Annotated in this window: 8 protein-coding genes and 1 pseudogene; 2 read left to right on the top strand and 7 right to left on the bottom strand. The window is 61.2% G+C overall.

Features of this window, described 5'->3' with window-relative positions; genetic code table 11:
- Positions 1-25: 25 nt before the first annotated feature.
- A complete protein-coding gene (locus MOP87_RS10695; protein ID WP_145280005.1) occupies positions 26-1,612 on the bottom strand; it encodes an EAL domain-containing protein in 1,587 nt (528 codons plus the stop codon).
- Between the two features lie 295 nt (positions 1,613-1,907).
- Between MOP87_RS10695 and hppD the strand changes: the two genes are divergently transcribed.
- Positions 1,908-2,984, top strand: coding sequence for a 4-hydroxyphenylpyruvate dioxygenase (hppD, locus tag MOP87_RS10690; protein WP_027914930.1), 1,077 nt, complete (start codon positions 1,908-1,910; stop codon positions 2,982-2,984).
- Positions 2,985-2,999: 15 nt separating this feature from the next.
- Here the strand turns inward: hppD and MOP87_RS10685 are convergent, their stop codons facing one another.
- Positions 3,000-3,812, bottom strand: a complete 813-nt coding sequence (locus MOP87_RS10685) for a CSS-motif domain-containing protein (protein WP_197873829.1) — start codon at positions 3,810-3,812, stop codon at positions 3,000-3,002.
- Positions 3,813-4,285: 473 nt separating this feature from the next.
- Between MOP87_RS10685 and MOP87_RS10680 the strand changes: the two genes are divergently transcribed.
- Entirely contained in the window at positions 4,286-6,178 is a 1,893-nt protein-coding gene (locus tag MOP87_RS10680) for a response regulator (protein WP_080992871.1), read from the top strand.
- An 18-nt stretch (positions 6,179-6,196) separates the two neighbouring features.
- Here MOP87_RS10680 and MOP87_RS10675 read toward each other — a convergent pair whose 3' ends face one another.
- From MOP87_RS10675 to MOP87_RS10655, 5 genes and pseudogenes are all read right to left on the bottom strand, one after another.
- The gene (locus tag MOP87_RS10675; protein WP_197873827.1) at positions 6,197-7,252 is read right to left on the bottom strand and encodes a tetratricopeptide repeat protein; all 1,056 of its coding nucleotides are present in this window, start codon (positions 7,250-7,252) and stop codon (positions 6,197-6,199) included.
- A gap of 188 nt (positions 7,253-7,440) precedes the next feature.
- On the bottom strand, positions 7,441-8,856 hold the full coding sequence (locus tag MOP87_RS10670; RefSeq protein ID WP_236165913.1) for a TolC family protein: 1,416 nt from the start codon (positions 8,854-8,856) through the stop codon (positions 7,441-7,443).
- Positions 8,853-12,032, bottom strand: a complete 3,180-nt coding sequence (locus MOP87_RS10665) for an efflux RND transporter permease subunit (protein WP_059183975.1) — start codon at positions 12,030-12,032, stop codon at positions 8,853-8,855. The genes MOP87_RS10670 and MOP87_RS10665 overlap by 4 nt, the downstream gene beginning before the upstream one ends.
- 78 nt (positions 12,033-12,110) lie before the next feature.
- A pseudogene (gene mexE, locus MOP87_RS10660) lies at positions 12,111-13,286 on the bottom strand (multidrug efflux RND transporter periplasmic adaptor subunit MexE); the annotation flags it as partial.
- A 175-nt stretch (positions 13,287-13,461) separates the two neighbouring features.
- Entirely contained in the window at positions 13,462-13,749 is a 288-nt protein-coding gene (locus tag MOP87_RS10655) for a hypothetical protein (RefSeq protein WP_027914936.1), read from the bottom strand.
- Positions 13,750-13,800: the final 51 nt, after the last annotated feature.

Here is a 13,800-nt window from a genome sequence, read left to right as displayed (position 1 = left end):
CGTATGCAGGAGATGAGCGTTGAGATCAGCCGCGCATGATCTCAGGGGGCGTGCTCTGCGGCAACCGCGAAGCGGCGGGCTGCGCCGCCAGCGCCTGCAGAAACTGAGCGGCAGGCATGGGTTTGGCGTATAGATAACCCTGCTGGAAGTGAACCCCATGTTGTTCGAGGTAATCACGCTGAACCGCCGTTTCGACGCCTTCGGCTACGATGCCAAGACCCAACTTGACCGACAGCTCGATGATGGTTTCGAGAATGGCAACGGACAACGCGTCCCCGCCGATCAAGGCGACGAAGCTCTGGTCGATCTTCAGGTAATCCACCTTGAACTGCCTGAGGTAGTTGAGGCTCGACTGGCCCGTGCCGAAATCGTCGAGGGCGATCATTACGCCGATCTCATGCAACTGCTCGAACAGCTCCAGCGTCGTGGGCGAGGGTTCGAGCAACTTGCGTTCGGTCAACTCCAGGGTGAGGATGACCCGACCGGGTGGGAAGTGGGCCAGGAAAGCGCGGCAGTCATCCAGAAGCTCAAGGCTGCGGCAGTGGTCGGCCGTGATGTTGATGCCGATGTGGAACCCGTCCTCCATCAGGGCGACATAGGGCGCCAGGCTGCTCGCCGTATGCTTCATCAGCGAACGGGTCATCGCCACGATCTGACCGCTGTGCTCGGCATAGGGAATGAACAGGTCGGGCCTAACCAGACCTTCACTCGGGTGATTCCAGCGCATAAGCACTTCTGCACCGGCCCAGCGGTAATCCCCTCGACGAACCACAGGCTGGAAGTAGGGCATGAACTCGTCGGCCTCCAATGCCCTGCGCAGCTCGGCACGCGGCGAGGTGGCCCGCCTGATCTGCCAGCGACAGGCAACGCCGGCAACAACGCCCAGCACCGCCAGTAAGCCCAGAAGCGCCAGATAGTGGCTGCGCCAAAGCCGGCTCGACTGGTGCGCCATATAGCCGCCTTCAACGCTGAACGGATAATGTGCAGACGCCATGAACACGGGGGCGCTAACCGCAACCGGTGCCGGCCCCCGGTGAACGATGCCGTCTCGGCCCATCCAGGCGTTTCCCACGCGCAGGTACAGTGCGTGGCCTGCACCCAGCAGACGCAGCGCCATCAGCAGATGATCGCCATCGACCGTGGTGATTGCCGCGCGGTCTTTGTCACTGGCGCGATAGACCAGCAGCGGGTGCCCAGGTGTGACGGAATTGCCGTCCATCAACCACAAGTGCCCATCGACATAGTCGCTGGCTGTTACCGGTTCATCGAACGCCCCGAACAACGAACTGCAGTACAACCGATCCTGCTTGACCAGGTTGGTCGAGCGAATGAAGGCGTTGCGGGTCACTTCGCCACGTAACAGCAGCTGCGCCTCGGTACACGGCGTACCCGCCGAGGGTAGCAACGCGATCGCCGTACGCGAGGCGCCGTCGAGGATGCGCTCGACATGCTCGATGACTTGCTCGGCAGTCGCTCGGCTGCCGGCTTGCAGATCACGCTCAATCTGCCAGTTCATAACGGTCAGGCCGCATGCGATAGGGAATGCGCCGACCATCCAGGGCAGCAGGGTTCGCCAGCCGAAGCCTGAGCGCGATTTTCTAGAAAGGGGCATAGTGGCAACTGATCGAAGGAGACGTTACAAAGCATAGCCGTGTGCCCAGGGGTGAGGAACTAATGCGGGACAAAACAAATTACGCTGTGTAGAATCGGTTTACGAAAAAAACAATAAGGCGCCTTTGTTCCGAAGGCGTCACACCTGCTGAGTACGGGTCCTATGACATACCCTGGCTTCAGATTGATCATTGGTGACTTCCTCGCGCGCAGTGTGCGGGGCATTCCGTGCTCCCCGCCGGCGCTGTTCGACATCCCAGGCAAACATTGAATTCGCTGCAGATGAGGACACGCACATGGCTGATATTTTCGACAATCCTATGGGTTTGATGGGCTTTGAGTTCATCGAGCTGGCTTCGCCTACTCCCGGGGTTCTGGAGCCTGTATTCCAGATGCTGGGCTTCACCAAGGTGGCCACCCACCGCTCCAAGGATGTGCACCTGTATCGACAGGGCGACATCAACCTGATCTTGAACAATGAACCCAGAAGCGTAGCTTCGTATTTCGCCGCTGAGCATGGCCCGTCCATTTGCGGCATGGCGTTTCGTGTGCGCAACGCTCACGATGCTTACGCCCGCGCCCTGGAGCTGGGCGCACAGCCCGTCGAGATCGAGACGGGCCCGATGGAACTGCGTCTTCCGGCGATCAAGGGCATCGGCGGTGCCCCGCTTTACCTTATCGACCGTTTTGAAGAAGGTAGCTCGATCTATGACATCGACTTCAACTTCATCGACGGCGTGGATCGCCACCCGACCGGTGCAGGCCTGAAGGTCATCGACCACCTGACCCATAACGTCTATCGCGGGCGCATGGCCTATTGGGCTGGGTTCTACGAGAAGTTGTTCAACTTCCGCGAAATACGCTACTTCGATATCAAGGGGGAATACACAGGTCTGACCTCCAAGGCGATGACTGCGCCCGATGGCATGATCCGGATTCCGCTCAACGAAGAATCGTCCAAGGGTGCGGGGCAGATCGAAGAGTTCCTGATGCAGTTCAATGGCGAAGGCATTCAGCATGTCGCGTTCTCGACCGACGACCTGGTCAAGACCTGGGATGCGCTCAAAGGTCTGGGCATGCGCTTCATGACCCCGCCGCCGCAGACTTACTACGAGATGCTTCCCGAACGCCTGCCTGACCATGGTGAGCCGGTGGATCAGCTTCAGGCACGTGGCATTTTGCTGGACGGTGCAGCACAAGCCGGGGACAAACGACTGTTGTTGCAGATATTCTCCGAAACGCTGCTGGGGCCGGTATTCTTCGAGTTCATCCAGCGCAAGGGTGACGACGGATTCGGAGAAGGCAACTTCAAGGCGCTGTTCGAATCCATCGAGCGTGACCAGGTTCGCCGCGGCGTGCTCAGCGTCGAGTAAATACCGGCGGTGCCGTCATGGTCCTGGGCGATCGACGGCACTGTTTCGCTGCCTGCCGCGCATTTTGCTCAACACCATGTAGATCACCGAGCCCGTCATGAGCCCCACCAGCATCAATGAAGGGAGCATCTTGAACACGGCAGTGCGCAGTTCCTGGGCGGCGTAACCCGCGGGATAGCCAGCGACCACCCGGTAAGGGTACTGGGTGGACCCCAGTTCATGGGTGAATTCCGCGACGGAAGGCCTTGTACCGTTCAGGCTATCGCCATCCTTCCAGACAGAGTGCTTGTCAAACTCCAACACCAGCGCGAGTCCGTCCTTGAAAGCGTCAAGTTCAGTGCGCAATTGCACTGGAAAGCTTGTTGCGATCACGCCTTTTTTCTCACCTTGCACGTACATGTTCATCAGCAAGTAACCCTTCGCATCCAGCATCAGGTGGTTGAACGTCAACAGTTGCCCGGTCGAGGCAATTTCAGTCAGCAGCTCATGCGAGTCCGAGGCGGAGCTGCAATAGGCCTTGCCGTCATCAATCACAGCCAGCGACCTGAGCATCGAACGGCTGGTCACCTGGTCGACAAGGGCGCGTCTGATGCTACTGCAAGGCTGACCAGCCAGTGGCAGCGTGCTCATGGCCACCTCTTGTACGCGGTCCAAGGCTTGATCGACGCTGAAAACCGCCTCCCGAACCGACACTTCAGCGTTGTCCGCAAGCTTGGCCTCCTGCTGATAGTTGATGACCAGTAGTCCTGAAAAGACAGGTACCAGACCTACAGCCATCAGCAGTACCAACTCAAGCAGGCTCCGCCCCGCATGCATGAACTTGTCCATCGATCATCGTTCCTCAAGCCTCGCGCTGCCCAGGGTGGGCAGCTGGCTCAAGCCTAGGGCGTTGTCGAAAGCACCACTGTAGGGGGATAGCCGAGAAGGTGTGGGATTTGGTTAGGCTGAACGTAGCTGCCATCCGTTTTCATAAGCGGTGCAGCAACAGATGAATGGGCTTGCGCCGGCACATCCGGGGCAGGAGGGTCTGCGTGTCGCGCTGGCCTATGCTAACGTGGCACGGCGCATGGAGCTTGCGTGCAGGCCCATCACTAAGGCCACCGGCTTTCGCTTAACGACGGAGAACCACATTGGTCGGCAAAGAAGGACCTGGAGTCTCAACGAGATCGGTCGCAACTAGACTCTCCAAACGGACACGCCCAAGCGATTTCAAGGAACAAGTAATCCGCTTCGATTGGTCGCATACGCCTCTGGGGGCCTTGCCCCACTGGCCTGCCTGCTTGCGCATCGCGGTCGACACCATGTCTCGCTCGCCGTTTGCGTGTGCTGTGGTGTGGGGCAGTCAACTGACGGTCATACCCAACGACGCCTATGTGGCGCTCAAGGGATCGCCAATCACGTTAGGTGCGCGTTTCGATACGCTGTGGCACGACGACTGGGAAAGTCTGGGCCCGTCTGTGTTCGACGCGCTAGCGGGCCGTTCCAGTTTCATCGAACATCCGCCAGTCCACATCGCTCGCTGCGATCACGCTGACGGCATCTGGTGCGCCTTGGGTTATACCCCCCTGAACGATGAGTTAGGGGAGGTCGCAGGGTTTGTCCATACGATCATCGAAACCACGGCGACCAAGGGGGGCCGTGAGCATTGGCGAAGCCAGGCCATGTCGTTGGAGAGGCAGATTGCATCTCATGCCAGCGAGCTGGAAAGAATCTGGCAGCTGTCAAACGACGCCATGATGACGGTCACCTCCGACCTCAAGCTGCACAATGCCAATCCCACCTGGCTAAGCATTCTCGGATGGGAGCTGGAGCAGGTGCGGCACTTGCCCATCTTGTCCCTGGTCCACCCTGCAGACCTTGCACAGGTCCAGCTAGCGATTGAATCGCTGCTGCGTCGCAACGATACCCATCAGATCGAGACGCGCCTGCGGCACCGTGAAGGCCACTACCACTGGTTTAGATGGCGTGCGCGAGTGGGTGCGAGATTGGTGACCATCGTAGGGCGAGACATCACCGGAACACGCGAAGAGGCCATGCGCCAATCCCGCATGTTGATGCGTAACACCGAGCGCATGGAGGCGGTGGGACAATTGGCCGGCGGCATGGGCAACGAGATGAACAACCTGCTGTCGGGTATTGGGGGTGGGCTTGAGCTACTGCAGCTGCGACTCCAGGAAGGGCGCCTGGAACGTATCGAGGAGTATGTGAAGCTTTCTCGTGATTCGGTACTACGCGCCATGGAACTGACCCATCGCCTGCTCGCCTTTTCTCGTGATCGGCCTTCGGCGCCGAGACCGTTTCACCTCAATCGCCAACTGCGCCTGAGCGAGCCGCTGCTGCTGAGCGCTCTGGGCCCCGAGATGCACATCGACTGGCAACTGGACGTCGCATCCTGGGTCGTAGCCTTGGACATTGCGGCGTTCGAAAACGCATTGCTGTGCCTGTGCGCCAATGCGCGCGAGGCAAGCCTAGGCAAGGGCACCGTGAGGGTTCGCAGCGTCAACGAACGGCTGAGCGTGCCCTTTCCGGATGAAACAGGGTTGCCTGCCGGCGACTATGTGGCCCTGCATATAGCCGATGAAGGTCATGGCATGCCGGCCAGCGACGTGGCCAGGGCTTTCGAACCCTTCTTCACCAGCAAGCCTCCAGGTCGGGGGGCTGGGCTGGGGCTATCAATGGTCTACGGTTTCGTTCGTCAATCGGGTGGCTATGCGTGGATCGAGTCTACGGTGGGCGAGGGGACCAAGGTAAGCATGCTGTTCCCACGCTGCTTTGAGGCCGTTCACGAAACGCTCGCCGGTCGCAAGAGCTCAAGCCGGGTAGGGAGCGGCGAGCGCGTACTGCTGGTCGATGATGAATCGAACCTGCGTACGGTGATGCGCGAATACTTGATTGAATCTGGCTTCGATGTAACCGATGTCGCGGATGCCAACAGTGCTCTGCAGCGCTTTCGCCAGGATGAACCTTTCGAGCTGGTGATTACTGACATCGGGTTGCCCGGCAGCTTCAGTGGCAGGCAAGTGGCCAAGGCCATGCGCATGCTCAAGCCAGACCAGAAGATCCTGTTCATCACGGGCTATGCCTTGCAGGAAATCGACTCCGACGCCACTGAGCAACCCGGAACGGCGCTTCTGCGCAAGCCATTCCAGCTGGCGCAGTTGGCGGAGCAGGCATTGGAGATGATCGACAGCTGACGCAGGGTGGCCGCGAGTCTAAAGGTCTTTCTGCAGGAATGGATCATCAGGGTTCTGGCGCTCGAGTTCGGCGAGCAGCACCTGGACATTCTGCAACTGTCCGGACGCTTTCCAGTACTCGATCAACAGGACTCTGGCTTGCCGATTGGCTGGCGCTCTGCTCAAGATGGCTTCCAGCTGTCTCTGAGCCGCATCCAGCTGTTCAAGGTCATGCAAGGTCGTGGCAAGGGTCAGACGATACTCGGCATTGTCCGGCTCCAGTTCGACCGCCCGCGACAGCGCCAATAGCGCGTATTCCTGCTGGTCGTGACGAATCAGCCAACGGCCGAGCTCATGCTGCAAGAACGCCGAATCGGGTGTCACTGCCAACGCATCGGCCAGCACCTGACGTGCAGCATCGTGCGCCCCTTGGCGCTCGAGCACGGTCACCTTCAACGCCACGGCATCGAGGTTGCTGTTATCGCCCGCCAATGCCCGCTCGATGGCAGCGGCCGCCTTGGCATACTCGTCCTCGTGTAGGTACAGGCGAGCCAGCTGGACCTGTGCATCGACGTCCTGGGGCTGGGCGAGCAGAACCTGCTCCTGCGCCCCAATGGCTTCGTGCAAGGCACGCAGATACAGGCCCATGCTGTCAGCGTCCACGTCCAACAGCGCCCCTACGGCCGCAAAACGAACGCTCTGATCGCTGTCTTCAAGCAGGGGGCCAAGTATCAGGCTCCGCTGAGGCCCAGGCAGCAGGCGGCTGATCGCGGACACGGCGGCGCGACGAACGATGGCATCGGCATGGTCCAGATCTGCCTGGGCCAGCTTGAAGGCTAGCGCAGACGGGTAATTGGGCAGCTCGGCATACAGGGCCGCTCGGCGGATGGCCGGTAGGTCATGGCGCTGAAGCTGTTGGTACAAGACCCGTGCAGCGCCGGGGTGACCGTCATGGGCCTGGCGCAGTGCCTTCACGTAGCTATGCGGGGGCAGTGCTGGCTGATCAGGCTCCACGTCGCGCCACAGATAACCGAACAGCGCTGACAGCATCATCAACGCCAGCAGTACAATCAGGTAGCGGGTACGTCTTGGCATCGGACGGTCCGTGTGTCAGGAGAGGCAAAGCTTGGGCCAGCCTTCGGTTAAATGCAACCGGGCTGGGTACGCCTGTGGCAGGCTTTGCCTGAAACCCGCAGGCCCGAGCAAAAAAAGCCCCGCAGAACTCGATCTGCGGGGCAAACGGCCGGTCCGGGACCAACCAAAGGAGCTTGTTGAGCTGCGGTTCAGTGCGAGCTGGCTACCGTGTCAGGTTGCCAGCCGCCACCGAGTGCCTTGTAAATTGAAACGATTCCCCGATAGAGGTCGACCTCGCCAAGGGCCTGTGCATCCTCCGCACTCAGGCGCTCGCGCTCGGCATCGAGCAGCACCAGGTAATCGACTGACCCCTCGCGGTAGCGGATCGACGCCAGGTCGGCCGCTTTGCGGCTGGCCTCGCTCTGGCGCATCAGCGACAGCAGCCGCTGCTGGATCTTGTCGTAGTCGCTGAACGCATTGGCCGACTCTTCCAACGCCAACAATACCTGCTGCTCATAATTGGCCAGCGCGCCTTGCGCGTCGGCTTTGGCGCCGCGCAGGCGTGCCCTCACGCTGCCCAAGTCAAAGGCCGCCCAAGTAATGCTGGGCCCCAACCCCCAGGCGCCCGCTGCCGAGGAGCCGAGCTGGGAGCCGCGCGCTGCGGTGAAGCCCAGGAAACCACTCAGGCTCACCCGGGGAAACAGATCTGCCGTCGCCACCCCGACGTTTGCGGTGGCCGCAGCGAGCTGGCGTTCGGCGCTGCGTATGTCGGGGCGTCGGCGCAGCAGTTCACCAGGGTCACCGACAGGCAAGGCCTTGGCGATGGCTGGCAGTGCTTTGGGGGACAGGTCAACGCCGATTGCCTCAGGTCGACGGCCCAGCAAGGTGGCGATGCGATGCCGTGATCTGGCCTGTTGGGCCTGCAACTGCGGCACACTGGCTTCGACCCCTGCCAAGCGCGCGTCGGCCCGTACCACGTCCAGTTCATTACCCACCCCGGCATCGCGCAGCGTTTCAGTGATGGTGCGCGATTGTTGCTGGGTCTTGAGGTTCGCCAAGGCTATGTGTTCACGCAGTTGCGCGCCGCGCAGCTGACCGTAGGCGTCGACCAGCTCGGCGATTAGGCTGACCTGAAGTTGCTGAAGGTCAGCCGCCGCTGCTGCTTCCTGAGCCTGGCTGGCTTCGATCTGGCGCGTAATCCGCCCGAACAGGTCGACTTCCCACGCCATGTCCAGGCCCAGGTCGTAGCGCTCGGCATTGACCCGATGGTCAGTCTGGCCAGGCACCTGGCCTTTGCCCACTTCACTGCTGGCACGGCTGGTCACGACCGGGAACAGATCGTTTTCGGCATCGTCCCGAATCGCCCTGGCCGACTTGAGTCGTGCGAAAGCGACCCGTAGATCTCGGTTACCTTCCAACGAGGCCTGCACCAGTTGGTTCAGGGTCGGGTCGTCGAACTGTTTCCACCAAAGGCTCTCGAAACGGGTGGGGTCATAGGCCTTGGCCTGGGCATCGACGTCCAGCTGAGCTGGGGCAGTAGCCGGCGCGTGGTAATCAGGCCCTACCGCGCAGGCCGCCAGGGCCAGGCTGAGCAGGCTCGGTGTCAGGTGTTTGAACAGGTTCATGCAGGGTTCTCCAGCGGATGGATGCGCTCGGCCTTGCGGGCCTGACGTCGCTCGACAAAACGGCGGATCAGGAAGAAGAACACCGGGGTCAGGAACAGGCCGAACACCGTGACGCCGATCATCCCGGAGAACACCGCCACGCCCATGGCATGACGCATCTCCGAGCCTGCTCCCGAGCTGAACACCAGCGGTACGACACCCATGATGAACGCGATGGACGTCATCAGGATGGGGCGCAAACGCAGACGGCAGGCTTCCAGCACCGCAGCCAGAGGATCGAGGCCTTTGGCCTGCTCGTCCTTGGCGAACTCCACGATCAGGATGGCGTTCTTGCAGGCAAGCCCGACCAGAACGATGAGCCCGATCTGGGTGAAGATGTTGTTGTCACCACCGGAGACAATGACGCCAGTAATGGCCGAGAGCAGCGTCATCGGCACGATCAGGATCACCGCCAAGGGCAGGCTCCAGCTCTCGTACTGGGCGGCCAGTACCAGGAACGCCAACAACACGCACAACGGGAACACGAACAGCGCAGTGTTGCCCGAGAGGATCTGCTGGTAGGTCAGGTCCGTCCACTCGAAGGTCATGCCGTTGGGCAATTCCTGCTTCAGGAGTTTCTCGATGGCTGCTTCTGCCTGGCCTGAGCTGTACCCAGGCGCCGCTGCGCCATTGATTTCTGCAGTGATGAAGCCGTTGTAGTGCATCACGCGATCGGGCCCGGAGGTGTCGGTGACCTTGAGGAACGTGGCCAATGGGATCATCTCGCCCCGGTTGTTGCGCACCTTCAATTGGCCAATCTGCTCGGCGTCGAGTCGGAACTGCTGCTCGGCCTGCACGTTGACCTGGTAGGTACGTCCGAATCGGTTGAAGTCATTGGTATACAGCGACCCCAGGTACACTTGCAGAGTGTCGAAGATATCGTTGATGGCCACGCCGTGGGTCTTGGCTTTCTCACGATCGATGGCCGCATCGACCTGCGGCACGTTGACCTGGTAGCTGGTGAACAGTCCCGCAAGCTCAGGCACCTCATGGCTCTTGGCAATGATGTTCTGGGTTTCCTTGTACAGCGCTTCGTAACCCAGGTTGCCACGGTCCTCGATCTGCAGGCGGAAGCCACCGATGGTGCCGAGCCCTTGCACGGGCGGCGGTGGGAAGATCGCGATGTAGGCGTCCTGAATGTCGGCGAACTGGGCGTTCAAGGCTGCGGCGATGGCAGCGGCCGACTGGCTGGGGTCCTTGCGCTCGTCGAAGGGCTTGAGAGGCGTGAACACGATGCCGCTGTTGGGGCTGTTGGTGAAGCCATTGATGGACAGGCCCGGGAACGCGACAGAGTCCGCCACGCCCGGTTGCTTGAGGGCAATCTCGCTCATGCGCTTGATCACCGCTTCGGTGCGATCAAGGCTGGCGGCATCCGGCAATTGGGCAAACGCCACCAAGTACTGCTTGTCCTGGGCAGGCACGAAACCGGTCGGCGTGGAGGAGAAACCCAGATAGGTCAGGCCCATCAAACCGGCATAGACGAACAGGGCAATGCCACTGGAACGGATCACTCGGCGGACACCGCCCACGTAGCGATGGCTGGCGCGGTCGAAGAAGCGGTTGAAGGGCGCAAAAAGCCAGCTACCCAGCAACCTGTCCAACAGCCGCGAGAATTTGTCCCTGGGCGCATGGTGGTCCTTGAGCAGTACCGCCGCCAAGGCAGGGGACAGGGTCAGCGAGTTGAACGCCGAGATCACCGTGGAGATCGCAATGGTCAGGGCAAACTGCTTGTAGAACTGTCCAGTCAGCCCCGAGATGAACGCTGCGGGTACGAACACCGCGCACAGCACCAAGGCGGTGGCGATGATCGGGCCTGTCACCTCGCTCATGGCTTTTTGCGTGGCTTCGAGCGGTTTGAGACCCAGCCCGATGTTGCGCTCGACGTTCTCCACTACCACGATGGCGTCATCGACCACGATGCCGATTGCCAGCACCAACCCGAACAAGGAAAGGGCATTGAGCGAGAAGCCGAACAGGTGCATCACGGCGAAGGTGCCGATCAGCGATACCGGTACGGCAAGTAGCGGAATGATCGATGCACGCCAGGTCTGCAGGAACAGGATGACCACCAGCACCACCAGTACCAATGCTTCGAACAGCGTGTGCACCACCGCCTCGATCGAGCCGCGCACGAACACGGTAGGGTCGTAGACGATGCTGTAGTCCATGCCCTCGGGGAAGTCTTTCTTCAATTCCGCCATCTTGGCGCGTACTTCATCGGAGATGTCGATGGCGTTCGAGCCCGGGCGCTGGAAGATCGGGATGGCCACGGCAGGCTGGTTGTTGAGCAGCGAGCGCAGCGCGTACTGGCTAGAGCCCAGTTCGACACGAGCGATGTCCTTCAGGCGCGTGATCTCACCGTCCGCACCGGCACGGATGATGATGTTCTCGAATTCTTCCTCATTGACCAGGCGGCCCTGGGTGTTGATCGAGAGCTGGAAGCTGGTGGAGCCCGGCGCCGGCGGAGCACCCAGCTGACCCGCGGCCACCTGGCGGTTCTGCTCGCGAATTGCAGTGACCACATCGGTGGCCGTCAGGTTGCGCGAGGCGGTCTTGTTCGGGTCCAGCCAGACGCGCAGGGAGTAGTCGCCCATGCCAAACAGCTGCACATCACCCACACCACCCAACCGTGCCAGCTCGTCCTTGATGTTCAGGATGGCGTAGTTGGACAGGTAGAGCATGTCATAGCGGTTGTCCGGTGAAGTCAGGTGCACGACCATGGTCAGGTCGGGCGACGCCTTGTCCACCGTGATACCGATACGTGTCACTTCCTCGGGCAGCTTGGGCTGCGTGCGGGTCACACGGTTCTGCACCTGCACCTGGGCATTGTCCAGGTCGGTCCCCAGGGCGAAGGTGATGGTCAAGGTCAGCTTGCCATCGGCGGTGGATTGCGAGGACATGTAGAGCATGTTCTCGACCCCGGTAATGGCTTGCTCCAGGGGCGCGGCAACGGTTTCGCCGATGACCTTGGGGTTGGCACCCGGGAAGTTGGCGCGTACCACAACCGTAGGCGGTACGACCTCGGGGTATTCACTGATGGGCAACTGGAACAGCGAAATGGAGCCTGCGATCAGCAGCACCAGTGACAGCACCGCCGCGAAGATGGGCCGTGTGATGAAGAATTTGGAGAAGTTCATCGGTGGGGTTCCTCAACCGCGCGGCGCAGGCGCGCTGGCGCCCTGATTGGTGTTGCCGGCCACTTTGGCCGTGCGGGTGCTCGCCTCCAGAGCCTGACGTTGCTCGGCGAGCGCGGCCAGTGTCTGCTCGCTGGCCATTGGCGCTTCTTCAGGGGTGACCTGGGAGCCTGGACGCACTCGCTGCAGGCCCCTGACCACAATGCGGTCGTCCTTGCCCAGCCCGCTGCGCACGATGCGCAAACCCTCAAGCTTTGGCCCCAACTCGACAGCGCGATAGGCCGCCTTGTTGTCTTTGTCCATGACCAGCACGAACTTCTTGCCAAGGTCGGTGCCCACCGCTTCGTCGTTGATCAGCACCGCATCGTATTGAGCGCTGCCGACCAGCTTCAGGCGTGCATACAGGCCAGGGGTGAATTCACCGCGTTTGTTGTCGAACACGGCCCGGCCACGAATGGTGCCGGTGCGCGGGTTGACCTGGTTGTCGACGAAGTTCATCTGCCCCAGGTGCGGGTTGCCAGTCTCGTTGGTCAGGCCCAGGTAGACCGGGGTGCTTTGCCCGCGCTGGCCTTGGCGGGCCAGCTGTGTGTACTTGAGGTAGACGCGTTCGTCAGCATCGAAATAGGCGTACACCTTGTCAGTGGAGACCACGCTGGTCAGGGGCGTGACATCGGCAGTGACGATGTTGCCGGCGGTGAACTGCGCGCGGCTCACGCGGCCGTTGATAGGGGAGGTGACACGGGTGAAGCTCAGGTTCAAACGTGCCAGGTCAAGTTGGGCCTGGATGGCATCTACGCCGGCGCGTGCTTCGGCCGCAGCACTGTTGCGTGACTCAGCCAGTTCGGCGGAGATGGCGTTACTGTCTCGTAGACGCTCGCCCCGGCGAGCTTCATTGGCGCTTCGGATGGCGCTGGCCTTGGCTTGCTGCAGCTGGGCCTCAAGGCGGCGGACTTCAGCCTGGAAGGGCCGAGGGTCGATCTGGAACAACAGGTCACCCTTGCGTACCTGGGCGCCTTCGGTGAACGCCACTTGGTCGATCTGGCCCGACACACGGGGGCGCACCTCGACGGTTTCCGGCGCTTCCAGGCGCCCGGTGAACTCGTCCCATTCGTTGATCGGCTGTTCGATCACCTTGGCCACGGTGACCTTCGGAGCTGCCGGGGCCTGCGCGGCATCGGGGGTTTTGCTGCAAGCGCCGAGCGCTACCACTGCGAGGGCTGCAAGTGGAACACCGAAAGGTTTGAGTGACTGCTCCATGGAGAACTCCGCCAATATATTAGGAATGGGCGGAGTGTGAGTGTGTTGCGTGCGGGGAACGAATCGAATGGGCTGAAGGTTATTATCATGGTGAATGATATGAACCCATCGGCTATCGCCACCTGGTGATGAAGGAGCCGCTCAGCGGTGGGGCGCCCCCGGCGCCCCCAATGAGTCAGGGCTGGCTTGCACCCTTGCTTGATGCGCCTTCCGAGCCAGTGCCGTCCATGCCCGGTAAATCCTGGTTGTCGTTCTGCTGCGCCGGCGGGCTGTCTGGATCATTGCCCTGTAGCCTTGGATCGGTATCACGGGGCATGGGCTTCTCGATCGGGTTGAGCGTGCTGTCTGCACCCGGCTTGGGTGCCTGGTTGTGCGGGTCATCCGGGTAGGTAGGCCCGGTGCCGGCCGCCAGGGCCAGGGGCGAGGCAAGCAGGGCAAGCAACAGGAAGCTGGGACGATTCATGGCAATCTCCTTTGCAACGGGCAGGGCAGGTTCGTAACCTTTGGCCTTGCC

The sequence above is a fragment of the Pseudomonas sp. I3-I5 genome, from assembly GCF_022699445.1.
Lineage (GTDB): Bacteria > Pseudomonadota > Gammaproteobacteria > Pseudomonadales > Pseudomonadaceae > Aquipseudomonas > Aquipseudomonas fulva.
The sequence above is the reverse complement of the archived record's forward strand: the minus strand, read 5'-3'. Positions and strand labels throughout refer to the sequence as shown.